This is a genomic window from Vibrio inusitatus (assembly GCA_024346935.1).
Lineage (GTDB): Bacteria > Pseudomonadota > Gammaproteobacteria > Enterobacterales > Vibrionaceae > Vibrio > Vibrio inusitatus.
Window position 1 is genome coordinate 1,328,291 of record AP024878.1, and the last position, 24,535, is coordinate 1,352,825.

Here is a 24,535-nt window from a genome sequence, read left to right on the forward strand (position 1 = left end):
AAAATGTAATAACTTCCTTAAGAAGATCGAGTGACACACATTTTTAACAACTATTTAGCATCCCAAATAAAACTGGTCCATATTTAGTTGATTTTGTAGACATTTATGACTGCACAAGGAGCAAATAACATGGTAGTGAAATCAAAGTGGGCAAAGGCATGTGTACGTAGTTTAGCGGTCCTAGTTGGGGTTGCGAGCATAGGTACTGCCGTTGCAGCAGACAAAGTATACAAGTTAAAGCTTGCGGAAACTTGGGGACCTAACTTTCCAATATTCGGCGATGCTACAAAAAATATGGCCGCTATGGCTGAAAAAATGTCTAACGGTCGGCTGCAGATTCGTGTCGACTCTTCAAACAAACATAAAGCCCCTTTTGGCGTGTTTGATATGGTTAAATCGGGCCAGTATGACATGGGGCATTCTGCGTCGTATTACTGGAAGGGCAAGGTTCCAAATACTCTCTATTTCACAACTATGCCATTTGGCATGACAGCAGAAGAGCAGTACGCGTGGTTCTATCACGGTGGTGGTATGGAACTGATGGCAGAGGTTTACTCCCCGCACAATCTAATGTCCTTTCCTGGGGGGAACACCGACGTCCAGATGGGCGGTTGGTTCCAAAAAGAGATCAACAGTGTTGATGATCTGCAAGGTTTAAAAATGCGTATCCCAGGCTTTGCCGGAGAAGTGCTCGCTGAACTTGGCGCTAAACCGACTAACATTGCCCCAGGGGAGTTGTATACAGCATTAGAAAGAAAAACGATTGATGCACTAGAGTGGGTAGGTCCATCTCTTGATCTTCGTATGGGCTTTCACAAGATTGCACCTTACTACTACACCGGTTGGCATGAACCAGCAACCGAACTTCAATTCTTAGTAAATAAGCGAACATGGGATAAGTTACCGGCCGATCTGCAAGAGATCTTACGCGTTGCTATGCGCACCGCTGCCTACGATATGTATATTCAATCTACGCATGAAAGTGGTAAGAACTGGGCAAGTATCAGAACGGAATACCCTGATGTAGAGGTGAAAAACTTCCCACCAGAAGTGATGAAGGAACTTCGCGCAGTGAATGACCGCTTGCTTGCGGAACATGCGGCTAAAGATGAGATGGCGAAGAAAATTCAAATGTCTCAAGCTCAGTATTTAGAGCAAACACGTTCTTGGAGTGACATTTCTAAACGTGCTTACCTAAATAGTTCAACAACGCTTCAGGAATAAATAACGGACTCTCAGTTTCGGCTGAGAGTCCACAGATACCTTTAGTTGCTGCAGACAGGGAGGTCAATTGCTGACTGCATTCGAGGGATTTTTTAATAGAATTAGCAACGCATTGGGGCATATTTCCAGTGTGTTGTTTTTGCTTTTAGTAGCAAACGTTGTTTACGATGTTGTAATGCGTTATGTGTTTAATGACGTATCTATCGCTTTTCAAGAGTTAGAGTGGCATCTATTTTCTGCGGTATTCTTGCTTGGCGTTCCCTACGCCATCAAAACCAATGGCCACGTTCGTGTGGATATTTTCTACGAGCGTTTTTCTCCAAAGGTACAGGCCATTATTGATATTCTCGGTATTTTTGTTTGGCTACTGCCGTTCAGTTTATTAGTGGCTTGGTATGGTATCGATTTTGCGTATCAAGCTTACGATATCGGTGAACAGTCAGGAGATCCAGGCGGTTTACCTTATCGCTGGATAATCAAGGCTGTTATTCCCATTTCATTTTTCTTCATTGCTACAAGTGGTTTAGGGATGTTGTGTAAGTCTTTCCGTCAATTACTCAACGCGGATACTAATAATAAGGAACAAGCATGATAGGGATTGTTATGTTTGCGGTAGCCTTGTTTGCGCTATTGCTTGGTTTTCCGGTTGCTTTTACCTTTGGTGGTATCGCTCTGATATTTGGTGTGTGGTCAGAAGGTTGGGATATGTTTGCCTTCATGCCATATCGCATCGAATCCATTATGCAAAACACCGTTTTAATGGCAGTACCTCTGTTTATTTTCATGGGGTTGGTTCTTCAAAAAACGCGTTTAGCTGAACAATTACTGGAGGCTATGGGACGATTGTTTGGTGGCGTTCGAGGGGGAATAGCGATTTCCACCGTTTTGGTTGGAGCGCTTCTTGCCGCATCCACGGGGGTTGTGGGAGCGTCAGTGGTTGCTATGGGGTTGATTTCTCTTCCTGTAATGCTCAAGTACAACTACGATAAAAAACTTGCCTGCGGCACCATCTGTGCCTCGGGAACGTTAGGGCAGATTATCCCCCCATCAATTGTTCTTATATTGTTAGGTGATGTATTAGGCGTTCCTGTTGGCGATTTATTTAAAGCAGCGCTTTGGCCAGGTTTAGTGCTAGTGATTGCTTATGTTTTGTATATCGCGATCTACGCCTTTTTTAATCCACAAGCGGCTCAATCTATTCCTAAGCTCGATGACCAAAGTCGCAAAGAAGAAGTCATTGCTGCCTTGAAAGCAATAGTGCCTCCTTTAGCTCTTATTGTTGTTGTGCTTGGTTCTATCTTTGCGGGGATTGCGACGCCTACTGAATCTGCTGCTTTGGGAGGCGCGGGCGCAATCGTACTTGCTCTTCTGTATCGACAGTTTAGTTGGACATTGTTGTACGAGTCATCTAGAGAGACGGTCAAAGTTACGGCGATGGTATTTGCTATCTTATTAGGTGCCACTGCATTCTCTATGGCGTTTACCTACACTGGCGGTGATTACTTGGTCGAAGAGTGGCTACTCAAACTTCCTGGAGAAAAGTGGGGCTTCTTAATCTTGGTAATGTTGGTCATTCTTGTACTTGGTTTCTTTATTGATTTCGTGGAAATCTGTTTCATCATCGTCCCTATGATTTCGCCGGTTGCTGAACTGCTTGGAATCAATATGGTTTGGTTTGCGATATTGGTCGCTATGAACTTGCAGACCTCCTTTTTAACCCCTCCATTTGGCTTCAGTTTATTTTACCTTAAAGGGGTGGCACCTAAAGAAGTCACAACGAGAGATATCTACGCTGGTGTTATGCCGTTTATTGCAATTCAAGTAGTGGTGTTAGCAACGTTACTATTGTTTCCTGCTATGTATGGGTTAAGTATGTAACATAATTTCTTGATTTATCGTAAAAACCTGCTGAATCAATTATAATTGAAAGTTAATTACATGATGTAATCGTAATTGGTACGTTTTTTGTACATTTATAGGAGGTCGAATGACCAAGGGAATTGATAAGTACAGTATTGACAGTACTGACTATCAGATCGGACAAGATAATGTCCAAAAATGGGGTTTTGATGTGCACAATGCGGTATTTTCCGCGAGTGCAGGTCTAACGATTCTTTTTCTACTGGCAATGGTGTTTCTCGATGCGGATACCGCAAAGAGCGCACTGGACGGTTTAAAGTGGCAGATCATTGGCTCTTTTGATGCCCTGTTTATCTGGGCGGGTAACATTTTTGTGGTCTTCTGCTTAGCTTTAATAGTCTCGCCTTACGGGAAAATTCGCTTAGGTGGTAAAGACGCAGTTGCAGAATATTCTGTCATGTCTTGGATAGCGATGCTATTTGCAGCAGGCATGGGCATCGGTCTTATGTTCTGGAGTGTGGCTGAGCCTGTTGCTTACTTCACTGGTTGGTATGAGACTCCACTTAATGTGGAAGCGAATACTCCAGAAGCAGCTAAGCTTGCTCTTGGTGCAACTATGTACCACTGGGGTCTTCACCCTTGGGCTATTTACGGTGTTGTAGCGCTTTCTCTAGCGTTCTTTGCGTATAACAAAGGCTTACCGCTTTCTATTCGTTCTATCTTTTACCCGATTTTAGGCGATCGCGCATGGGGTTGGCCTGGTCACATTGTTGATATTCTGGCGGTTCTAGCGACACTATTTGGCCTTGCAACATCGCTTGGTCTTGGTGCACAGCAGGCGGCTAGTGGTATTCAACACGTATTTGGTGTTGAAGCAGGCTTTGGCATGCAAGTAGCAGTGATCAGTTTTGTTACGTTGCTAGCTATTGTATCGGTAATGCGCGGTATGCATGGTGGTGTTAAGCTAGTTTCTAACATCAACATGATCATTGCATTTGTGCTATTGATGTTTGTATTGTTCATTGGCTATCACGTTACTTTCAGCAGCATCTCTACAACCTTCATATCTTATGTTGAGAATATCATCCCATTAAGTAATCCGCACGGTCGTGATGACGAAGCGTGGTTCCAAGGTTGGACTGTGTTCTACTGGGCTTGGTGGATTTCATGGTCCCCATTTGTAGGTATGTTCATCGCTCGCGTATCTAAAGGCCGTACAGTTCGTCAGTTTATGACTGCAGTATTAATTGTACCAACAACGGTAACTCTAATTTGGATGTCTACTTTTGGTGGTTTGGCTATTGACCAAGTGGTCAATAACGTGGGTATTTTGGGTACTAAAGGCCTAACCGACGTATCTCTAGCAATGTTCGAGATGTTTGACGCTATGCCAATGGCAAATATGCTGTCTATTATCGCGATTATCTTAGTTATGGTGTTCTTTGTAACATCGTCTGACTCAGGTTCTCTTGTTATCGATAGTATCACTGCTGGTGGTAAGCTAGACGCTCCAATGCCACAACGTGTATTCTGGGCATTCATGGAAGGCGCAATTGCGGTTGCTATGCTTTGGGTTGGTGGTTCAGAAGCAGTACAGGCCCTACAGGCCGGTGCAATTTCAACCGCTCTACCATTTACCTTTGTATTGCTCGCCATGTGTGTAAGCTTACTAATGGGTATGGCAACTGAAGAGCGTTAAGCTTAATAGTTGAAAGTCTAAGTATTAGTCAAAGGCCTGATTTATCAGGCCTTTTTTATGAACAATAGGAAATATAAATATGAGTTTATTAACAATGACGTTCTTTGAACGTTTTGAAAGTGACATCTTAGCAGGAAAGAAAACCATCACCATACGTGACGAGAGTGAGTATGACTACACACCAGGCTCTACGGTTGACGTATCTACCTATGAAGATGGGCGTTGGTTTTGCCGTTTGCAGATCAAATCTGTCACCTCCATCCAATTTAAAGAATTGAACGACTTTCATGCACAGCAAGAGAATATGAGCCTGCAACAATTAAAAGACGTGATCTCGGAGATATATCCTAATACGTCTCAGTTATTTGTGATCGATTATCAACTTGCAGATTGACCTATGACTATTTTGTTAGTTGAGTCCAACTTGCCTTATTGCTCTTTGTTTAAACAATGGTGTGAGGCTGAGTGGGGGGGGTGTATAAACTTGCACTCTACTGATTTCCCTGCGCCGTTGTTTGCGGTTGATATGGAGCGATTAGTAGGAGGCGTAGCTTTCTCTTTGTTCGCAGAGCCTCTAACGGATAAGCAAGTAGTCTGGATCAACGCAATCTACGTCAAATCTGAATATCGAAGTCAAGGCGTAGCTTCATTGCTGGCCGAAAAAGCAGTTAAAGTCTGCGCTCATTTAAATCAAAGCTACCTCTACGTTTACACCAATCGTCCTAATCTATACATTCGACTAGGTTGGGAACCTGTTTATAACGCAAATGCTGAACCAGAACACTGGGTTCTTAAAACTGTGCTAAATATCTAGTTTTCCATTAATTCACGTTAGTTAGGCGGAATCGCAGATCGCTTTTTATTGATCTTGTTAGAACAACATACTTGTTATGTGAATTTATTACATTACATACAAGCATATCACAAATAAAATTAAGTCATTTATAGTAATAGCATTAGGTGGTTACTATAAGCATCAATTGATGCGCAAAAATAGCCCAATGAAGCGGTGAATGTTTCTTGAGGTTATTTATGAGAAAGACGACTTATGAAATTAACATCATTAATCAGACTGCTTCCTTTGAGTTTTGCTCTATTAGCTAACGGGCACGTACTTGCCGATGGTCTTTTTGGTTCTGGACACTACTCACCTGGTATCGCCAATATTAGAGACCTTTCCGTTCCCCGAGATGCGGGTTTTATTTATGAACAGTACAATATTTACTACTCCGCAGATAAAATCACCAACTCCTCTGGTGAGTCACTGAAGCCGAATGGTTCAGATATCGACTACAGCGTATTTGCAATTGCGCCTTCGTTTGTCTGGACGACTGAAAAGGAGTTCCTCGGTGCTCGATACGCTTTTTCTTTTAACCCCCTATTAGTTAACAATGAATCATCAGGTGTCGGTGATCTTTTTATTCAACCTCTTTGGCTAGGTTGGCAAGAAGACAACTATGATATCAACTTTGGTGCTGGAGTTTATATCCCTGCGGGAGACAGTGACGTGACTCTCGATTTATGGACCACACAGTTACAAACTGCAGGGTATTACTACCTTATGGATGGCGCAGGAGCTTTGATGCTAGCCGCAACCTATGAATTTCATACTGAGTCTGATTCTACAAACGTAACACCTGGCGATCATCTCAGCTTAGAATATGGCTACAGCCAATATTTAACCCAACAATTGGAAGTGGGTATCCGCGGCTATAGCCAATGGCAAACCGAAAGTGATGAGATAACAGATACCCATGTACTGGTTAATGAGCGATTGAATACGTCCATAGGCTCCCAATCACAAGTTCATGGTATTGGGGTATCAGTGGGGTACTGGATCAATGGGAACTGGAACGTTACCGCAAACGTTGCCAAAGAATACTATTCAGAATCCCGCCTAGAAGGGGAAACGTACTCCCTCAACGTAACCTACTCACCTAAGGCAGTGTTTTAATCACTAACTGAGTCGTGTTCAAACAACCTGCCTTTAATGTATCTAACCCAGATTTTTCATGAGTTACCAAATGATATTTAATGGGCTCTATAAGAGCGGGGTACTGCTGGGTTAAGCAATGATGAGCAACGGAGATAACGTATCGTTCACTGATAAAGATGTAAGGCTCAACCTATTCTAATGTCATTGTTAATGAGCAGTCTAACGCAGTCCCATTAGACGATGTAAACTCCATTTCTTGAATCGACAGATAGTGTACTAGTTTGCACTGTACTCCTTTGTCCGATAAACAAACCCCTGCGATATGTTGTGAGTAGCTTTTTGCGCCACAGTGGATAAATTCGATAAACTCTTTTGCTGTGCGGTGTTTTAACACCGATTGCAATAATCGGCAAAGAGAGTGGAAGGGCATAAATTGAGCCGATGTGAGTCTAGGTATATGGGAAGTTGAGCATCACTGACGATGGGTCACATGTCTTTAACGTAAAGCTTGAGTGCTTCTATTTGTGCTATCGCAGCCGACTTGTGGATTAGTGGGATAGTCTTATTCATTAGGTGCCGTTGTTAATCTGATGATACTCATTTGGATACTGGTCTGCCATTGACGTAACCATCGTCGAAACTCGATCGTCACGTCTTAAAGCTTGCAACTATAGCCACAACTCTTCTATTGCTGTATCAGGACTGAAGTGATGAGCAACCTGTGCTTGCAAGAGCTCAGCTGTAGCAATGGCATCGACTAAGGCATCATGAGGCGTATAGGTAGGTAGATTGTACCGCTTACGACTCTTGGCAAGACGCACTGAGCCAGGCCTTTTGCCCTTCAAACGATTCATAAAGCCAGCAGCGTACTCTTGCTGTACTTCCCATTCGATCTGCAGCGTATCGATGACGGGAAACTGAATGCCTTCATTGATTCGGCGTTTAAGAATACTATCCAAAAAACTTCGCTCTATTTGACGGTAATGCACCACACATACCTTGCCTGCTATAGCATCAAGGAACTCCGGTAGAACGTTCATGATATCGGGTGCGTATTGAAGCTCTGAGTGTGTAATACCATGGATCACTACCGAGTCAGCGTTCAGCGCTTTTTGAGGTTTGATAAGCCACTGTTTACTTTGCCTCAGGTAGATTCGCTTTAAATCAAAAGGGACCAATCCTATTGAAATGATTTCATCCTTATCAGAATTTAGCCCAGTAGTTTCAAAATCCAAGGCTAAAAAAGGCACATCTTTAAGTGGCGTGTTTTGGTCAATAGTACCAGTAGAATAAAAGCGTTTTATATGCCCGTGTTTACTGTCTTCCATTAACGCATTGAAATGTGTTTGCCAGTCTTTAGTTGGCGCGACAGGTATCTGGCTTTCATTTGTTTTTTTAAACATAATATTATTTCAGCGCTGTGCCTTGATAGCGAAACTTCAAGAAATTCTGAGCATTACTTAAGATCTGAAAAGCATCTTTAAGGTTACGTCTTTCAAAATCGGAAAGGTTTTCTGGTTCTATGTTGTTATCTGGTTCTCTCTCCTCACTGATATCGATTGCTTGGTGTCGTATACGCACTAAAGAAATAAATTCGAGTGCATCCTTAAGATCCTGCGCTCGTCCTCGAGGTAATATTCCTGAATCAAGAATGTCATCTAGGCGTTCAAAGGAATTTTGCTGAGTTGAACCCACAGCCAGTGCATGCACACGAATTAAATCGGCCAATGGCGCTGTTCCGCGTCGTTTTAGGTTTATGGAGTTTTTGTGCTTACCGTCTTTTTCCATTACAAAGCTCTTGAAGAAGCCCAGAGGAGGAGTACGGTTTAAGGCATTTCTCGCCAAGCAATACAAGAATTTAGAGTTGTTCTTAGCACGTTCTGTTATAAAACGATTGAGCTTCTCTGCCCATTTAATTTGTCCGTGCACACCGACCAAATCGAAGAATATGGAGGCGTTTAACAACGCTTTAGCATTAGGGTTATCAATCCAATCGGCAAAGCATTCTTCCCATTCGGTTTGCGTCATTCGCCAAATAGGGTTCGTTGCCATAATATCGCCTGTACAATATGGATAACCACAACGGTCTAAGCCGTCACTGACCATCTGAGAGAGGGTAGCGAAATATTCGTCGTGCTTTTCTTTATCAAAACTATTCGACAAAATAATGGCGTTATCCTGATCGGTTACAATCAGTTGCTCATCACGTGCCATTGAACCAAGAGCAAGAAAGCAATAAGGAACAGGCGAGGGGCCAAGTTCTTCTTCGGCCAATTCTATGATTCGCTGTTTAAAACTCTTTCCTATGATAGCCATAGCACTGCCCACCATGTGTGAGTTGGCATCTTCGTTGACTAACCTGACGAAACTATCACTGACTTGCTCAGAGAGAGTCACTAGATCATCCACACTGTTTTGTTGGAAGATAGAACTCACTAATAGCAAAGAGTTTTGAGACTCATAACGAACGATATCACTGGCTTCAATAACGCCTATAGGTTTGCTTTTTCTCACAATGGGTAAGTGGTGAACGTTGAAACGTTGCATGGTTAACATTGCTTCATAGACGTAGGCGTTACTGTCCAGTGTGATAACGTCTTGGGTCATTACTGATTTCACTGTGTCGTCTGGTGATACGCCTTGCGCTATAACACGAGTACATAAATCACGGTCGGTAAGAATCCCACGCAGTTTATCGCTGTTATGCGCTTCATCGTCGACAACAAGAAGACAAGAGGTATTTTCATCATCCATCTGGACTGCTGCATCTCTGATAGAAGAGAACTCAGAGATAGTGGATGCAGGGCGATTAATCATCGCGGTGATCTTGGCCGTGGTCAGGTCGTTATCGTCAGTGTTAGCCATGGCTCGGCGTAGTCTTGTGCTGTCGTCGAGTGCAACAAAATCAGCAAATGAATCGTAATTGTCATACAGTGTTTGAAAGGTGTCAGCAGGAATACAATATAAAAGACAATCTTCTATTGCTGTAGCTGGAAACATTACCTTGCCGTTACTGAGCAAAGCCAACTGTCCAAACACTGCCCCTTCATCTAATCGATTAAACAGCGAACCATTACGTTTAGATATTTCGACTACGCCACTGCGTACAACAAAAAAGTCAGAGATGGCTTCACCGAGTGAAACGACTACTTCGCCTTTACGAATATAAGAAATCTCAGTTTCAAACGCGACCTGACTCACCATCTCTTCAGGCAAGTCAGAGAATGGAGGGTACTGAGTGAGAAACTGTTTTATTTCGAGTAGTTCAACTTCCATGAGGCGCCTTAATCATCGCTATTTTATGCTTCTTTCATCGTAAAACGAAAAAGAGGGTGTAAACAGTAGTTTGGCGCTAAATCATTGTTAAGTCACTAAACTATCATCATTTATTGTCTACTATTATGGTTGAATATAGGGATTAGTTGGATTTTTTTCATGACATGGAGAACGTATGAACAAATACTCGTCGATTGCATTGTTTGGTTTAGGTTCATTGTTTGCCGCTGATAGCCATGCTTCTAGCTGGGATTTTCGTTCATACGATACGCCGGTAAACTACAACTTTCTTAGTTTTGCGATCGGGGGCGGAAAACTTAATTCCGATTTATTAGAAGGTAGGGATGGAGTGACTGTCAGTGATATCAACCTGAGGTGGTTGGTCAATGAGCATTGGATCACCAATATTCAATACAAAGGCCGTTTCACCCATCACGGTGATGAGAATGATAGAGCCGATTACATAACGATATCAGGAGCAAGACGTTTTGCTGTGATGGAGAAAGGGGACCTATACGCGGGTATTAAGTTAGGTGGATCTAGTGTGAAAATACGCAACGACACTGGCTCTACCATAAGGACAGAACAAGATTTTTTGATGGGTGTATTTGCCGGTGCTAACTATGCTTTTACGGATGCGTTAGAGGGAAATATGGTATTCGAGTATCTTGAGTACGACATTACTCATGAATCTTCTTTTGAACTCTCACTGGACTACTATTTTACGACGCATTTTTCTCTAGGAGCGTATGGCCGAACCATTTGGAATGATGACTCTACCTTAGATCAAGGTGGTGTGGTGGCTAAACTTCGCTTTTGATGGTGGCGATATAAATGAAAAAGGCTGGTAACACCAGCCTTTGGATTAAAGAGATATGAACGTCAACTAAAGTACAGCAGCGATGCCTTTGCACAGTGGCAACATGTTTTCTTTGGTCATGCCAGCAACGCTGATACGGCCTGAACCTACAATATAAATAGCAAACTCATCTTTAAGACGTGAGACTTGTTCTTTGGTTAGGCCAGAGAACGAGAACATACCGTTTTGGCGCTCAATAAAGCTAAAGTCACGAGTAACGCCCTGAGCTTTAAGGGTTTCAACAAACAAAGTACGCATCTCTTGAATACGATCACGCATCTCTTGTACTTCTGCTTCCCATTCTTTACGAAGTTCAGCGTTGTTTAGGATATGGGTCACTACTGCTGACCCATGAGCTGGAGGGTTAGAGTAAATTGAACGAATAATGCCTTTTACTTGAGAAAATGCAGTTTGTGCGACATCTGAATTCGTAGCTACCAGAGTAAATGCACCAACACGCTCGTTGTATAGTCCAAAGTTCTTAGAGAAAGAGCTCGCAACTAGAATTTCACGATTTTTCTCAGCAAATGCACGCAGACCCGCAGCGTCTTCTTCTACGCCCTTAGCAAAACCTTGGTAAGCAAAGTCAAACAGTGGAATCAATTGCTTATCAGCTGCAAGTTTCGCTAGTGTTTGCCATTCGTCAGCCGTTGGATCGATACCCGTAGGGTTATGGCAGCAGCCGTGAAGAAGAACGATATCTCCGGCATTTGCCTGCTCTAAATCGGAGAGCATAGCGTCAAAGTCTTTCGATTTTGTCTCGGGGTTGTAGTAACGGTACTCCGCAATTTCGATACCCGCAGCTGTGAACACGCCTTTATGGTTTGCCCAAGTTGGGTTGCTGATCCAAATTTTTGCACCGTTAAGGTGACGTTTAATAAATTCACCGGCAACACGAAGTGCGCCTGTGCCACCTGGTGCTTGAGCCGTCTTAGCTCGTTTTTCTGAAACAATAGTGCTGTTCTCACCAAATAGTAGCTTTTGTACCGCTAGGCCATATTCAGCTGTACCTTCAATCGTTAGGTAAGATTTAGTGGTTTCGGTTTCAAGAATGGCTTGTTCTGCTTTTTTCACAGTGGCGAGAACTGGGGTTGTACCTTGTTCATTCTTGTAAATACCTACACCAAGATTAATCTTGGTATCACGAGCATCTTTTTTAAACTCTTCAGTTAAACCTAGGATAGGGTCGGCAGGGGCAGCTACTACTTTTTCAAACATGAGAATCGTCCGTGTTAAAGTGAATTAATGGAATGTGACTGTCTTCTTTTATACCTGTAGAAAAACGCCAAAACAACAGATTTGTAATTAATTTAGCAATGTAATCGGTAACACCTGTCTGATATCAACTTTTCCTGAAATCTAGACACAAAAAAACCGCCATTAGGCGGTTTTTAATAACAGTGTTCGACTTAGAAGTTCGCACTGCGAGGTGTACGTGGGAATGGAATAACGTCACGAACGTTGCCCATACCAGTGACATACGACACTAAGCGCTCAAAACCAAGGCCAAAACCTGCGTGTGGCACTGTGCCGTATTTACGGAGGTCGCGGTACCAGCCCATGTGCTCAGGGTCGATGCCCATAGCGATCATGCGCTCGTCTAGAACGTCTAAACGCTCTTCACGCTGAGCACCACCGATGATTTCACCAATGCCAGGTGCTAGAACGTCCATCGCAGCAACCGTTTTGCCATCGTCGTTCAAACGCATGTAGAAAGCTTTAATGTCTTTCGGGTAGTTTTTAACGATAACCGGTGCTTTAAAGTGCTCTTCAGCAAGGTAACGTTCATGCTCAGATGACATGTCGATGCCCCACTCAACGTCAAATTCAAACTTACGACCAGAATCGAGTAGGATTTGAATTGCGTCGGTGTAGTCCACTTGTGCAAAATCAGCGTCTACAAACTGCTCAAGGCGAGAGATAGCTTGCTTGTCAATACGCTGAGCAAAGAACTCAAGGTCATCACGGCGCTCTGCAAGAACGGCCTTGAACACATATTTAAGCATGTCTTCAGCCAGTTTCGCAGCATCGTCAAGATCAGCAAATGCAATCTCTGGCTCTACCATCCAGAACTCCGCTAGGTGGCGGCTGGTGTTTGAGTTTTCTGCACGGAATGTTGGACCAAAGGTATAAACCTTGCTTAGGGCACAGGCGTATGCTTCTGCATTCAACTGACCTGATACAGTAAGGAACGTTTCTTTGCCGAAGAAATCTTCGTTGTAGTCTACGTTGCCTTTGTCAGTGCGTGGCAGGTTTTCCATATCCAATGTAGATACGCGGAACATCTCGCCTGCACCTTCAGCATCAGATGCGGTGATTAGCGGAGCGGAAGTCCAGAAGAAACCTTGTTCGTGGTAGAAGCGATGAATTGCTTGTGATAAGCAGTTACGCACGCGAGCTACTGCGCCAATCACGTTTGTACGTGGGCGAAGGTGAGCTACTTCACGAAGGTACTCGATAGAGTGGCGCGTTTTAGCCATAGGGTAAGTGTCAGCATCTTCAACCCAACCAACCACTGTTACAGCCGTTGCCGCTAGTTCAAAATCTTGACCTTTTGCTGGCGACTCTACGACGGTACCGGTTACTTCTACAGAGCAGCCTGTAGTCAGTTTCAGTACTTCTTCGTCATAATTATTTAAGCTATTTGGGACCACGGCCTGAATCGGGTCGAAACAAGAGCCGTCATAGATGGCAAGAAAAGAGATTCCAGCTTTGGAATCACGACGTGAACGGATCCAGCCACGAACAGTGATTTCACTGTTTACTTCGAGCTTTCCGCTAAGAACGTCTGTTACAGGCGCGTAAGTCATTTGGTATTACTCTCCAATAGATGCTATCGAGAAATAGAAAATTAAATAGAACTTCTCAGTTTACCCACCAATAAATTTGCATCAAGTAAAGAGTGCCTATTTCATGAGTATTTTTTTTTAAGCGGTGTTTAATCCATCAAATTAGTGAGCTGTCTTTGCATTGCATCGATAATTTGCGCAGTTACTCCCCAGATAAAGTGTCTTTGATAGGGGATAGCAAACACTTTGTGTGTCACGGTTTTTAATTGGAAATGGAAACTTGAAAGGTTCTGGCTTGCAAAAAGAAACTCAGCAGGTACTTCAAATGCTTCGTCTACCTCGTTGGGATCAAGCGTTGACTGGTAGTTCGGTTCAATAAAAGCAATGTATGGGGTAACGGCAAACTGACTGAGCGTGGGCAAAGGAGGCAGGGCACCCGCTATCGTAATTAATGAAGGGTCGATTCCCACTTCTTCATGGGTTTCTCTTACTGCGGTAGTGCTAAGCAGTAAGTCATCTTGCTCATACTTGCCTCCAGGGAAGCTCACTTGTCCTGGATGGTGCTTAAGATGCGCCGCCCGCTTAGTAAGAATGACATGAAGACGATTATTTCGCTCAACAAGGCCGATCAATACAGCAGCAGGTCTTAGAACGTCTTGATCAAAATGAGCCAGTCTTTGCAGGCTTTGCGTATCGTAAGAAGAGGGCTTACTCAGATTAAATCTTAATAAGAAATCGTCTTTGGTCATGCCTTCCTCTCCGAAATTTTCATTATTCTAATACTGGCAGAATTTTACCAAGTTTATGCAAGGTTTCTTGATACTCTGATTCGCATTCACTATCAGCGACCAATCCACCGCCTGCCCATGCGTGAATTTTATGATCTTCTGTTATTAGCGTTCTTATTGTAATACTCGTGTCCATATTGCCACATCGACTAATGTAGCCAATGCTGCCGCAATAAACACTGCGACGATGCGGCTCCAGTTCTTCTATGATCTGCATCGCTCTCACTTTTGGAGCGCCAGTAATTGAGCCTCCTGGAAAACAAGCGCGCAGCAGGTCATATTCGTCATACTGTTCATCCAGTACCCCTGTGATAGTGCTCACAAGGTGATGAACGGCAGGGAAGCTCTCAATTTCAAATAAGTGTGGAACTTTTACGCTACCCGGAGCGGATACCCGCCCTATGTCGTTACGTAATAAATCCACGATCATCAGGTTTTCAGCTTGGTCTTTTTCCGCTGTTTGTAAGTCGTCCCTTTGCTGTTTGTCTTTTAAGGGATCGTTAAAGCGCGGCCTAGTTCCCTTGATGGGTTTGGTCTCTACTTTCTTATCGTGCGCAAGTAAAAAACGCTCCGGAGATACACTTATCACTGCATTATGTGGCAATCGCAAAAACGCGGAAAACGGAGCCTTATTCTCATTTTCTAGTATTTTGTATGCTTTCCATTCGCTGCCAGAGTAATCGGCGCTAAAGCGTTGCGCGAGATTGATTTGATAACAATCACCCGCTAGCAGGTAATCTTGAACAGTTTCAAACTTGCTCTGATATTGCGCCTTGGTCATGTTAGCTGACCATGGAGACTCTAGCTGAAATGAAGGATGCTGAATCTCGACCTGTTGATGGTTTCTCTCAGGCATATTCTCACTGTTGAGATTTTGCCCAACCCAATAGGCTTGTTTGAGTTCGTGATCAATCACCAATGCTTTTTCATACAAACCTACAGCCATATCTGGCGCGTTAAGGTCGTGTTCAGCAATGTTTTTGAATGCTTCGATGCGTCTACCTAAATCATAGGCAAAATAACCTAACCAACCACCGATGAAAGGTAGATGTGTATCGGTATGTGAATGGGGTAAATATTGCTGTTGCAGACTTCGCAGGAGTTCGAAAGGATCCTCTGTGACTTGAGAACGTTCGCGATTTGTTGTTACGTTACTTATACCACCATAGGTTTCTACCGTAATTATTGGTGAATGCACCAAAATATCATACCGATTGTTTGGGTGATTATCAGATGCGGAACGCAGCAGCATGGCGTAAGGGTATTGTTGTATTTTTTCGAACAGATCTAAGGCAAGATCCTTTCGGTAAACAAGTTGCTCAGTTTCAATTTTTAAATCAGACATCTATCAAATTGCTTGAAATGTGACGACACCGTAAAGGTGAGTGTGGTTTGAGAATCGCCTCAAGAGTATCATAGATTTATCTCAAGTTCAGAACGCACGTGCAGTCATAGGCTTAATCGTGCTTGAAACGGATTCAGACTGACCAAAAGGGGCTCCGCGAATGACCGTAATTCGTAAGCAAGATCTTATCAGCAGTGTCGCTGATGCACTTCAATACATCTCTTATTACCACCCGCTTGATTTTGTGCAAGCGCTAGAAAAAGCGTACCACGCTGAACAAAGTACTGCAGCAAAGGACGCGATTGCACAAATACTCATCAACTCTCGAATGGCAGCAGAAGGCCATAGACCAATATGTCAGGATACTGGCATTGTGACTTGTTTTGTGAACATTGGCATGAAAGTGCAGTGGGAAGACACCGATATTACAGTGCAAGAAATGATTGATGAGGGCGTTAGACAAGCCTACACCAATCCAGACAATCCGCTTCGTGCCTCTATTTTGTTAGATCCAGCAGGAAAACGGATCAATACCAAAGATAATACGCCTGCTGTTGTACACATTAATATGGTGCCTGGAGACAAGGTTGAGGTGCAAATTGCCGCTAAAGGTGGTGGTTCAGAAAACAAAACCAAAATGGCGATGTTAAACCCATCGGATGACGTAGCAGAATGGGTAGAAAAAACATTGCCAACAATGGGGGCTGGATGGTGTCCACCTGGCATGCTGGGTATAGGTATTGGTGGTACTGCAGAAAAAGCAGCGGTGATGGCGAAAGAATCCTTGATGGATCCCGTTGATATTCATGAGTTGATGGAGCGAGGGGCACAAACCACAGAAGAGAAGATGCGCTTAGAGATCTTCGAACGAGCGAATAAAACAGGTATTGGCGCTCAAGGTCTTGGCGGTTTAACGACAGTGGTGGATGTGAAAATTAAGACAGCGCCAACTCACGCAGCGTCTAAGCCTGTGTGCATGATTCCAAACTGTGCCGCTACACGCCATGTGCATTTTACTCTAGATGGATCGGGTCCAGCGAACTTGGTTCCACCTAAGCTAGAAGACTGGCCAGAAATTTCGTGGGATGCAGGAGCAAAAGCGCGAAGAGTGAATCTTGACTCTGTTACCCAGACGGATATCGAAACTTGGCAAACGGGTGAGACGTTATTGCTATCAGGCAAAATGTTGACTGGTCGTGATGCAGCCCATAAACGTATTCAGCAGCTTTTAGACAGTGGTGAAGGCCTGCCAGAGGGTGTCGATTTTAAAGGTAAATTTATTTACTACGTTGGCCCTGTAGATGCGGTGGGTGACGAAGCAGTAGGACCTGCTGGCCCTACGACTTCAACTCGTATGGATAAATTTACCGAAATGATGCTGTCTAAAACAGGTATTGCAGGCATGATCGGTAAGGCCGAACGTGGGTCGCAGACGGTTGAGCTAATTAAAGAGAACAAGGCAGTTTATCTAATGGCCGTAGGGGGCGCAGCATACCTTGTATCTAAGGCGATCAAGAGTGCGAAGGTCATCGCTTTTGAAGAGCTTGGAATGGAAGCGATCTACGAGTTTGATGTTGAAGATATGCCAGTCACCGTTGCGGTCGACTCAACGGGTGCCAATGCACATCAAATTGGACCTGAGACCTGGAAGGTGAAAATTGCTGAAATGGATTAACTTTAGTTAATCAAAATCGAAGAAGCGTAATCAAAGATTGCGCTTTTTATCGAAAATTCAGCGAGATAGCTGATACACTTATGCTGTGACTTTATTTAACAGGGGATGTTATGCCACGCTTTGTACAAATTCTTCAGATCATCGTTGCCGTCGTTATCGGTGGTTTCCTTTGCTATGACCTTATTCTCAATGGTATTGCCATTTTCCATGAGAAGTATATTACTATCACGATAGTACTGACACTGCTTTTGGAACTTGCTCTGTTTGTTATTTTTAAGCTCATTGTAGATGATTAAATCTTGTTAATGTTGCGCTCTAACGCTGGATATTTGGAGAGTAATTCAATATCTTGAGCTTAGGAGCGTGATATGAACAGAATAACAAACGAAGCAAAACAACTACTTAATAGAGGGCTGGATGCACACCTGAGAATTGGTGTGACCGGCCTTTCTCGTGCGGGTAAGACTGCATTTATTACCTCCTTTGTGGACCAACTCCTCCATACGTCAACTCATGACAATCTGCCTTTATTAGCAGCGCAGCGAGATGCTAGGGTTCTAGGCGCACGAAGGGTGCCACAAAAAAACCTCCTTACGCCTAGATTTAATCTAGACGGTTCTTATGAGTCACTGACACTTGCCTCCCCGCAATGGCCAACACCAACGCGTGATGTGAGTGAAATTCGTATCGCCATTAAATATAAGCCAAGCAGCAAAGCACGAAAGTTGATAAGTCGTCATGCCACCTTATACGTGGATTTGGTGGATTACCCAGGAGAATGGCTACTGGATCTGCCAATGTTGGAGATGGACTTTCAAGCATGGTCTGAGCAGCAAATTTTGCGTCTTCAGCAGATAGATCTTCCTGAAGTAGAGGCGTGGTTAGCTCGTAGTCAACATCTTGATTACGATGAATCTAATGACGATAAATTATTGAATGAAGTTGCAGCGCAATACACTAAGCTACTACTCGATCTCAAGTCAAAGGGGTATCAACTCATACAGCCGGGACGATTTGTATTGCCAGGTGAACTGGCCGATGCCCCTGTAGTGCTGTTTTTTCCCTATACGTCTAAGAACAAACCTGCAAAGAATAGCGCTATAAATTTGTTGTCCAAGCGTTACAAAGAATATCAGCAACAAGTGATCAAACCTTTCTATCGACATTATTTCTCTTCGTTTGACAGACAAATTTTATTGGTCGACGTGCTGACGCCTCTGAATCAGGGGGAGCATGCCTTTAGCGATATGCAGGTTGCGCTTACCGAAATTATGAAGAGTTTCAGTTATGGGAAAAACAGCCTAATTCGTCGCTTGTTCTCCCCAAGAACAGATAAATTACTGTTTGCAGCGACTAAAGCGGACCACATTACGCCAGATCAGTACTCAAACTTGAATCTATTACTTCGTCATTTGGTGCAGCCGATTTGGCAACATGTTTCTTTTGAAAGTGTCTCGATGGAGTGTATGCCTTTTGCGTCGATAAAATCGACAGATGCGGGGGTTGTCGAACAGAAGGGAAAATCTATTCCCGTTATTAATGGTACAACCATAGATGGAAATGAGCTTACTTTGTATCCAGGAGAAGTGCCAGCAACACTACCAAAGCCTGAGTTTTGGGGAAAACAAGGGTTCGATTTCGTTAACTTTAGACCACAGAATTATGTAGAAGCAACACCACTACCGCATATCGGTATGGATAAAGTGATGCAATTCTTATTGGGTGATAAATTAAGGTAATGCTTTGAACGAATACAAACAAAAACAGGTTTTTACGCACTTAGATGACGAAAAAGAGCGTGATGATAGCGCTGCTCATTATAAAAATGATCAGCCTGATCTTGGCGCTCAACAAACGTTTGAACAGCACCAATTTATCAAGGCAGAATCTATTGCTACAACAGAAGATGAGCCGATCGAAGAGAAGGTTGAAACGCTATTTAACCGACGTAGAGTTCCATTACGCTGGAAGCTATTGTTTGCCACCTTAGGAGGGTTAAGCGTGTGGCAACTTGTCGACTCGTTTGTTGGTGCATTTCAAGCAAACGACTTCCTTAGTTTATCATGGACGGTGTTATTAACCGCCGGTTGCGTTATTGGAGCAGGGGCTTTATTGCGTGAGTTACTTAAAATGAGACGTCTTCGTCATCAAGGTGACGTGCAAATGAAGGCTCAAGAACTCTATGACAATAACGATTATGGTAATGCCGAGAAGTTTTGTGACGCTCTTTCTAAGACTATGACCGCATCAGGTGTTGAGAATGTCGGTCTGTCTAAGTGGGCACAACATAAAAGCGCAAATCATTCTGATCGTGACATGCTGGATTTATATCAGGGTTATGTATTGTCTCCTGTGGATCAGAAAATCAACAAAGCCATTGCCAAGTATTCATCAGAGGCGGCGGTAATGGTCGCGGTGAGTCCTCTCGCTGCGGCTGATATGTTGCTGGTGGCTTGGAGAAACATATCACTTATCAATCGTATAGCTAAAGAATATGGCGTCGAGCTTGGTTACTGGTCTCGAATTCAATTGCTGAGACTGACGTTAATTAATATGGCAGCGGCAGGTGGTACGGAATTGGCCATGGATGCTGGCATGGACCTGTTGTCTATGGATCTCACTGCCAAGTTATCGACTCGCGCTGCGCAAGGAGTGGGTGTTGGCTTACTGACAGCGCGTTTGGGTATTAAAGCGGCGCAACTAATGAGGCCGATCGCTTTCTCTGACGAGAATCGCTTGCGACTACGAGATGTTCGTGATCAAGTATTCGTATCTGTTAAACAACGTTTACAAAATAGTGAAGAAAAAGAACAAGCTTAACTTGCTCTAATCCCTGATAATACTTGACTGAATTGCGCTTCTGCTAGACACTCATGTAAACATTATTGAACACTTGAGAATCAGACGTGCGCTTACAAGTATTGTGTGAAGATCGCTTAGGTTTAACCCGCGAACTGCTGGATATATTAACTTCGCAAAATCTAGATTTGCGAGGGATAGAAATTGACCCTATCGGCATCATTTATCTTAATTGTCCTGAACTAGATTTTGAATCTTTTAGTGGCTTGATGGCACAAATCAGGCGAATCGATGGTGTTTCTGATGTTAGGCGTATTCAATTTATGCCTAGTGAGCGAAAAAACACAGAACTTACGGCTGTACTTGATAACCTATCAGAAGCACTTCTCTCCGTTGGCCTCAATGGTCAGATTGACATGGCTAATCAAAAAGCCAAGCAGCTTTTTCATAGCAACGAAGGAGCTCTATTAGGCACTTCTATCAGCCAACTGCTACCAAAATTCTCTTACCAATCTTGGTTAGAGGACTCATCAACAAGGCTTAAACAAACGGTTGTTGTTGGTGGTATCGACTATCAGATGGAAGTTATTCCTATTCATTTGATGCAAAGCAGTGATACCTCAGTGCATGCAAGTACCGTGTTTCAGCTTAGGCAAACTCGTCAAGAGCATGGACACTCGGAACCGGTTGCCGATAGTGACCCACTTGGTTTTGAGCACTTTGTGGGGATATCCAACCGACACAAAGCACTGATCACACAAGCCAAAAAACTTTCAATGCTAGAGCAACCGCTATTGATTGAAGGCAATACTGGTACAGGTAAAGAAATGCTCGCGCGCGCGTGTCATGCTCGCTCTCATAGAGCTGCCAACCCATTTATAGTGCTGAGCTGTGCTTCAATGCCCGATGATGTGGCAGAAACGGAGCTGTTTGGTCATGCTCAAAGTGCTTCTAATCAAGGAAAACCCCACAAAGGCATCTTTGAAAATGCGGATGGGGGAACAGTGTTCCTTGATGAAATTGGTGAGATGTCAGCACACCTGCAAAGTAAATTGTTGAGATTTTTACAAGATGGCACTTTTAGACGAGTAGGCGAAGACAAAGAGGTGAGTGTCAGTGTGCGCGTAATCGCTTCTACTAAGCATACGTTGGAACAACTGATAGAGTCGGGAACTTTCCGTCAGGATCTCTACTTCCGTCTTAACGTACTCAATCTGAAAATTCCGTCGTTACGTGACAGGTCGTCAGATATTGCTCCTTTGCTGGATATGCTGCTGGTAAAACACTGCGCACAGTTGGGCATAGATAAACCAACCTGTTCGGCAAGTTTAATGGACGCTTTAATTAGCTATAGCTGGCCAGGTAATATACGAGAGCTCGATAATGCAGTTTTGCGCGCTCTAACAGAGCTTGAAGGCACAGAGTTGTCCACCCAGCACTTCCATCTTCCTACCCTTGATGGGTTGTCTAAAGGAGAAGTAAAGCTCGATCTTGATGGTTCGCTGGACTATATAATGAAGCGACATGAATCTCAGGTTTTATCAAAACTCTATCAAGCATTCCCATCGAGCAGAAAACTTGCGAAAAGGCTGAATGTGTCTCACACCTCAATTGCTAATAAGCTACGTGACTACGAAATTGGGAAGAAATAGGTTTGGAGATGTTTTTCACGCATAAGCCTTTGGTGGTTAAGAAAAGTACTTCTGTATCAGAGCCGACGATTCGCTCTGTTACCCGCGCGGATGCAAAAATATTGTGTGACTATTTTGTTCGCAATAAAGCGTTTCTGAAGCCTTGGGATCCCATTAGAGATGAAGGGTTTTACACCGTAACAGGATGGAAATATAAAATAGCCCGTCTGGAGGAATTAGAGAAACTTCGGCAAGGCTTATATCTTCTGTTGTTGAATCATGATGAGAGCAAGGTACTAGGTGTAGTAACCTTTAGTAACATTGTCGCTTACCCGTTTCATGCGTGCAATCTTGGGTATTCTCTTGATGAGCGAGAGCAGGGTAAGGGACTTATGCACTCTAGCTTAAAAGAAGCCTGCCACACTCTTTTTGATAAGTTTAATATGCACCGAATCCAAGCATCTTACCTTCCACACAATGAGAGAAGCGCTAAGGTTCTAGATAACATGGGTTTTGTAAAAGAAGGTATCGCGAAGGATTACCTATTGATTGATGGGCGTTGGCAAGATCATGTTCTGACGTCACTCACTAACAAAAATTGGATTGAAGCATGCAAAGATTAAACCAACAACTAGATATGTTGATGGAGATTGACCAACTTAAGAATGTGTTAAGAAGAACTCGTGTAAAGAGTGCTGACGGCCGCCTTGAAAATAGCGCAGAACATAGTTGGCACGTAGCAACAATGGCCATGCTGACTGAAGAGCATGCCAATGAAAAAGTCGATATAGCTCGAGTTTTAAAGATGTTGTTATTGCATGATGTAGTTGAAATTGACGCGGGAGACACCTTTGTTTACGACGCGGTGGCTTCAAAAGAACAAGAGCAAAAAGAACTCAAAGCTGCGGATCGTCTATTTGGCTATCTTCCAGAAGGGCAAAGAGAAGAGCTTCGTGCTATTTGGGATGAATTTGAAGCGGCTAAAACAGACGATGCGAGGTTCGCTAAGGCATTAGATCGTTTCATCCCGATGTTATTGAACTATCATAATCAAGGACAAAGTTGGGTTGAACATCAAGTGAAACGCAGCCAAGTTATTGCTATCAACAGTCGCATTCAGCAAGGTTCAGAAACCTTATGGCAGAAGGCGTTACAGATCATAGATGAAGCCGTAGAAAACGGCTGGCTAAAAGATGAGTAATATGGACCATATATCGTTAGATGAGTATTCACGTAAGTGGATTTTTACCCACCAATCCATGCCGATTCCATCAGAAGACTTAGCGGGAATAAAACCTTTTTCACAGGCTAAAAGTGCTCAGTTCTGGAAGGATAACGTCAGTAAACAAAGCCCTGACTCAGAGCGAATGAGCAGCCAAGATTGGCCGACATCAGAGGTAAATTGGTCTGACTCGGTAAATTGGATGAGCAATTGGGAGTCCGATAATGAGGGATTGCCTGAAGCTGTACTTGAACACATTGACTGGCAAGATGATGTCACAGTTTATTTCTGTTATGAGAAATACAATGTAGTACAAACGACCTGGTCGATATTCAAACAACACTGGAAGAACTTTCTGTTTTTTGATGACGGCCCAATATTGATTGGCCGACGACGCAAACAAGCGCTATGGTTTACCACTGACGGACAGGTAAAATTGGGTAATCGTCCTTAAAATTTGAGGGGTGGCATGTGTGGTTTGAGTTAGGGTTATTAGCACTTTTTGTACTCATTCTATTGTTGACCATGCTGCCGGTTTGGCGAAACGTAGAACGTTACTATTTAACCCAAGAGTTAAAAAAGCATCCCGAACTCACGACTGCGCAGCTTCCACTTGGTATAGTTAATTATCGGTTAACGGGTGGTTGTGATTTACCCGTAGTGGTTCTCGTCCATGGGTTTTCTGTTCCTAGCTTTGCATGGGAGCGAAATGCAAAGGCTATTGAGCATTCTGGCTTTCGAGTATTAACGTTTGATTTATACGGAAGAGGTTATTCTGCCCGCCCAAATAGGCGATATAATCTAGAGTTATTTTCCAGCCAGCTAAACCAACTCCTAGACCATTTACACCTAGACCAAACAGTACATTTAGTTGGCTTGTCGTTGGGTGGTGCTATTGTATCTAACTATGCGCAATTGCATCCCGAACGAGTTGCCAGTGTAAGTCTCTTTGCACCATTGAACGAACCTGTGAATATTGGGCCGCTTAAATTGCCTGTTATTGGTCGCTATCTCACGTACGCTTTTTATTTACCTAACATGATTCAAAAGCAACTTAAAGACCTTGTAGAACCTGAGTTGCTTGAGCATTGGCAACAGCGTTATCAGGATCAGATGAGAATAAAAGGCTTTCGTAATGCTATCTATTTAACCGCAAACCATGCTCTTCAGCAATCAAGCCAACAGGCTTTTGAAAGTCTCAACAGAAATCAAATACCGACACTTTTAATCTGGGGAAGGAAAGACAAACTGCTGAGTTTCGAACAATCAGATAATGTGCGTTCTTACTTGCCTATTAATCACACATTTGTCGCACTCGAAGATGCCGGTCATGCTCTTCAGTATGAAAAGTCAGAAATTGTGAATAAGGCGTTGATCTCTTTTCTTCGGGGATTACCGGATAAAAAAAACCGGCCCTAGGGCCGGTTATCTA

Annotated in this window: 23 protein-coding genes; 17 read left to right on the plus strand and 6 right to left on the minus strand. The window is 43.4% G+C overall.

Features of this window, described 5'->3' with window-relative positions:
* The first annotated feature begins 129 nt into the window (after nt 1–129).
* The 7 genes from OCU48_RS06105 to OCU48_RS06135 all read left to right on the plus strand — a co-directional run bounded on the left by OCU48_RS06105 (nt 130) and on the right by OCU48_RS06135 (nt 6,737).
* Nucleotides 130–1,224: a TRAP transporter substrate-binding protein gene (locus OCU48_RS06105; RefSeq protein WP_141344512.1), complete on the plus strand. Its 1,095-nt coding sequence runs from the start codon at nt 130–132 to the stop codon at nt 1,222–1,224.
* A gap of 67 nt (nt 1,225–1,291) precedes the next feature.
* A complete protein-coding gene (locus tag OCU48_RS06110) occupies nt 1,292–1,816 on the plus strand; it encodes a TRAP transporter small permease subunit (RefSeq protein ID WP_141344513.1) in 525 nt (174 codons plus the stop codon).
* A complete protein-coding gene (locus OCU48_RS06115) occupies nt 1,813–3,102 on the plus strand; it encodes a TRAP transporter large permease (protein ID WP_141344514.1) in 1,290 nt (429 codons plus the stop codon). The genes OCU48_RS06110 and OCU48_RS06115 overlap by 4 nt, the downstream gene beginning before the upstream one ends.
* Before the next feature lie 109 nt (nt 3,103–3,211).
* Nucleotides 3,212–4,783: a BCCT family transporter gene (locus OCU48_RS06120; protein WP_141344515.1), complete on the plus strand. Its 1,572-nt coding sequence runs from the start codon at nt 3,212–3,214 to the stop codon at nt 4,781–4,783.
* 94 nt (nt 4,784–4,877) lie between these two features.
* Complete coding sequence (yqfB, locus tag OCU48_RS06125; RefSeq protein WP_208727102.1) at nt 4,878–5,177, plus strand: N(4)-acetylcytidine aminohydrolase; 300 nt, start codon at nt 4,878–4,880, stop codon at nt 5,175–5,177.
* Between the two features lie 3 nt (nt 5,178–5,180).
* On the plus strand, nt 5,181–5,597 hold the full coding sequence (locus tag OCU48_RS06130; protein WP_141344517.1) for a GNAT family N-acetyltransferase: 417 nt from the start codon (nt 5,181–5,183) through the stop codon (nt 5,595–5,597).
* 234 nt (nt 5,598–5,831) lie between these two features.
* Nucleotides 5,832–6,737 carry a SphA family protein gene (locus tag OCU48_RS06135; protein ID WP_141344518.1) on the plus strand — a complete coding sequence of 302 codons (906 nt, stop codon included), beginning with the start codon at nt 5,832–5,834 and terminating at the stop codon, nt 6,735–6,737.
* A gap of 650 nt (nt 6,738–7,387) precedes the next feature.
* On the opposite strand, the gene OCU48_RS06140 is transcribed toward OCU48_RS06135, so the two are convergent.
* Nucleotides 7,388–8,122 carry a 3'-5' exonuclease gene (locus tag OCU48_RS06140; RefSeq protein WP_141344519.1) on the minus strand — a complete coding sequence of 245 codons (735 nt, stop codon included), beginning with the start codon at nt 8,120–8,122 and terminating at the stop codon, nt 7,388–7,390.
* Nucleotides 8,123–8,126: 4 nt separating this feature from the next.
* On the minus strand, nt 8,127–9,995 hold the full coding sequence (locus OCU48_RS06145) for a putative nucleotidyltransferase substrate binding domain-containing protein (RefSeq protein WP_141344520.1): 1,869 nt from the start codon (nt 9,993–9,995) through the stop codon (nt 8,127–8,129).
* A 175-nt stretch (nt 9,996–10,170) separates the two neighbouring features.
* Between OCU48_RS06145 and OCU48_RS06150 the strand changes: the two genes are divergently transcribed.
* Entirely contained in the window at nt 10,171–10,815 is a 645-nt protein-coding gene (locus OCU48_RS06150) for a hypothetical protein (protein ID WP_141344521.1), read from the plus strand.
* 66 nt (nt 10,816–10,881) lie between these two features.
* On the opposite strand, the gene OCU48_RS06155 is transcribed toward OCU48_RS06150, so the two are convergent.
* The 4 genes from OCU48_RS06155 to pabB form a co-directional block, all read right to left on the minus strand.
* Nucleotides 10,882–12,072: an amino acid aminotransferase gene (locus tag OCU48_RS06155; RefSeq protein ID WP_141344522.1), complete on the minus strand. Its 1,191-nt coding sequence runs from the start codon at nt 12,070–12,072 to the stop codon at nt 10,882–10,884.
* A gap of 191 nt (nt 12,073–12,263) precedes the next feature.
* Nucleotides 12,264–13,664 (minus strand): asparagine--tRNA ligase, encoded by a 1,401-nt coding sequence (gene asnS / locus OCU48_RS06160; protein WP_141344523.1) that lies wholly within the window; start codon nt 13,662–13,664, stop codon nt 12,264–12,266.
* A 128-nt stretch (nt 13,665–13,792) separates the two neighbouring features.
* The gene (locus OCU48_RS06165) at nt 13,793–14,392 is read right to left on the minus strand and encodes a CoA pyrophosphatase (RefSeq protein WP_141344524.1); all 600 of its coding nucleotides are present in this window, start codon (nt 14,390–14,392) and stop codon (nt 13,793–13,795) included.
* 22 nt (nt 14,393–14,414) lie between these two features.
* Nucleotides 14,415–15,776 carry an aminodeoxychorismate synthase component I gene (gene pabB, locus OCU48_RS06170; RefSeq protein WP_141344525.1) on the minus strand — a complete coding sequence of 454 codons (1,362 nt, stop codon included), beginning with the start codon at nt 15,774–15,776 and terminating at the stop codon, nt 14,415–14,417.
* A gap of 160 nt (nt 15,777–15,936) precedes the next feature.
* On the opposite strand from pabB, the gene OCU48_RS06175 reads away from it, so the two are divergent.
* The 9 genes from OCU48_RS06175 (at nt 15,937) to OCU48_RS06215 (ending at nt 24,522) form a co-directional block, all read left to right on the plus strand.
* Entirely contained in the window at nt 15,937–17,451 is a 1,515-nt protein-coding gene (locus tag OCU48_RS06175) for a fumarate hydratase (protein ID WP_141344526.1), read from the plus strand.
* A gap of 110 nt (nt 17,452–17,561) precedes the next feature.
* Nucleotides 17,562–17,747, plus strand: coding sequence for a hypothetical protein (locus tag OCU48_RS06180; RefSeq protein WP_119010571.1), 186 nt, complete (start codon nt 17,562–17,564; stop codon nt 17,745–17,747).
* A 72-nt stretch (nt 17,748–17,819) separates the two neighbouring features.
* Entirely contained in the window at nt 17,820–19,190 is a 1,371-nt protein-coding gene (locus tag OCU48_RS06185; RefSeq protein WP_141344527.1) for a YcjX family GTP-binding protein, read from the plus strand.
* A gap of 4 nt (nt 19,191–19,194) precedes the next feature.
* The gene (locus OCU48_RS06190; RefSeq protein ID WP_141344528.1) at nt 19,195–20,271 is read left to right on the plus strand and encodes a YcjF family protein; all 1,077 of its coding nucleotides are present in this window, start codon (nt 19,195–19,197) and stop codon (nt 20,269–20,271) included.
* An 86-nt stretch (nt 20,272–20,357) separates the two neighbouring features.
* The gene (tyrR, locus tag OCU48_RS06195; RefSeq protein ID WP_141344529.1) at nt 20,358–21,902 is read left to right on the plus strand and encodes a transcriptional regulator TyrR; all 1,545 of its coding nucleotides are present in this window, start codon (nt 20,358–20,360) and stop codon (nt 21,900–21,902) included.
* A gap of 8 nt (nt 21,903–21,910) precedes the next feature.
* Nucleotides 21,911–22,504, plus strand: a complete 594-nt coding sequence (rimJ, locus tag OCU48_RS06200) for a ribosomal protein S5-alanine N-acetyltransferase (RefSeq protein ID WP_141344530.1) — start codon at nt 21,911–21,913, stop codon at nt 22,502–22,504.
* Entirely contained in the window at nt 22,492–23,082 is a 591-nt protein-coding gene (locus tag OCU48_RS06205) for an HD domain-containing protein (RefSeq protein WP_141344531.1), read from the plus strand. Before rimJ ends, OCU48_RS06205 begins: the two co-directional genes overlap by 13 nt.
* A gap of 1 nt (nt 23,083) precedes the next feature.
* Nucleotides 23,084–23,557, plus strand: coding sequence for a DUF2947 domain-containing protein (locus OCU48_RS06210; RefSeq protein ID WP_141344532.1), 474 nt, complete (start codon nt 23,084–23,086; stop codon nt 23,555–23,557).
* 17 nt (nt 23,558–23,574) lie between these two features.
* Nucleotides 23,575–24,522, plus strand: coding sequence for an alpha/beta fold hydrolase (locus tag OCU48_RS06215; protein ID WP_141344533.1), 948 nt, complete (start codon nt 23,575–23,577; stop codon nt 24,520–24,522).
* Nucleotides 24,523–24,535: the final 13 nt, after the last annotated feature.

What these genes read in the sequence shown, in the direction of transcription:
- OCU48_RS06105 (WP_141344512.1), top strand. Translation starts at nt 130, where the DNA reads ATGGTAGTGAAATCAAAGTGGGCAAAGGCATGTGTACGTAGTTTAGCG.
- OCU48_RS06115 (WP_141344514.1), top strand. Translation starts at nt 1,813, where the DNA reads ATGATAGGGATTGTTATGTTTGCGGTAGCCTTGTTTGCGCTATTGCTT.
- OCU48_RS06120 (WP_141344515.1), top strand. Translation starts at nt 3,212, where the DNA reads ATGACCAAGGGAATTGATAAGTACAGTATTGACAGTACTGACTATCAG.
- yqfB (WP_208727102.1), top strand. Translation starts at nt 4,878, where the DNA reads ATGACGTTCTTTGAACGTTTTGAAAGTGACATCTTAGCAGGAAAGAAA.
- OCU48_RS06130 (WP_141344517.1), top strand. Translation starts at nt 5,181, where the DNA reads ATGACTATTTTGTTAGTTGAGTCCAACTTGCCTTATTGCTCTTTGTTT.
- OCU48_RS06135 (WP_141344518.1), top strand. Translation starts at nt 5,832, where the DNA reads ATGAAATTAACATCATTAATCAGACTGCTTCCTTTGAGTTTTGCTCTA.
- OCU48_RS06140 (WP_141344519.1), bottom strand. Translation starts at nt 8,122, where the DNA reads ATGTTTAAAAAAACAAATGAAAGCCAGATACCTGTCGCGCCAACTAAA.
- OCU48_RS06145 (WP_141344520.1), bottom strand. Translation starts at nt 9,995, where the DNA reads ATGGAAGTTGAACTACTCGAAATAAAACAGTTTCTCACTCAGTACCCT.
- OCU48_RS06150 (WP_141344521.1), top strand. Translation starts at nt 10,171, where the DNA reads ATGAACAAATACTCGTCGATTGCATTGTTTGGTTTAGGTTCATTGTTT.
- OCU48_RS06155 (WP_141344522.1), bottom strand. Translation starts at nt 12,072, where the DNA reads ATGTTTGAAAAAGTAGTAGCTGCCCCTGCCGACCCTATCCTAGGTTTA.
- asnS (WP_141344523.1), bottom strand. Translation starts at nt 13,664, where the DNA reads ATGACTTACGCGCCTGTAACAGACGTTCTTAGCGGAAAGCTCGAAGTA.
- OCU48_RS06165 (WP_141344524.1), bottom strand. Translation starts at nt 14,392, where the DNA reads ATGACCAAAGACGATTTCTTATTAAGATTTAATCTGAGTAAGCCCTCT.
- pabB (WP_141344525.1), bottom strand. Translation starts at nt 15,776, where the DNA reads ATGTCTGATTTAAAAATTGAAACTGAGCAACTTGTTTACCGAAAGGAT.
- OCU48_RS06175 (WP_141344526.1), top strand. Translation starts at nt 15,937, where the DNA reads ATGACCGTAATTCGTAAGCAAGATCTTATCAGCAGTGTCGCTGATGCA.
- OCU48_RS06180 (WP_119010571.1), top strand. Translation starts at nt 17,562, where the DNA reads ATGCCACGCTTTGTACAAATTCTTCAGATCATCGTTGCCGTCGTTATC.
- OCU48_RS06185 (WP_141344527.1), top strand. Translation starts at nt 17,820, where the DNA reads ATGAACAGAATAACAAACGAAGCAAAACAACTACTTAATAGAGGGCTG.
- rimJ (WP_141344530.1), top strand. Translation starts at nt 21,911, where the DNA reads ATGTTTTTCACGCATAAGCCTTTGGTGGTTAAGAAAAGTACTTCTGTA.
- OCU48_RS06205 (WP_141344531.1), top strand. Translation starts at nt 22,492, where the DNA reads ATGCAAAGATTAAACCAACAACTAGATATGTTGATGGAGATTGACCAA.
- OCU48_RS06210 (WP_141344532.1), top strand. Translation starts at nt 23,084, where the DNA reads ATGGACCATATATCGTTAGATGAGTATTCACGTAAGTGGATTTTTACC.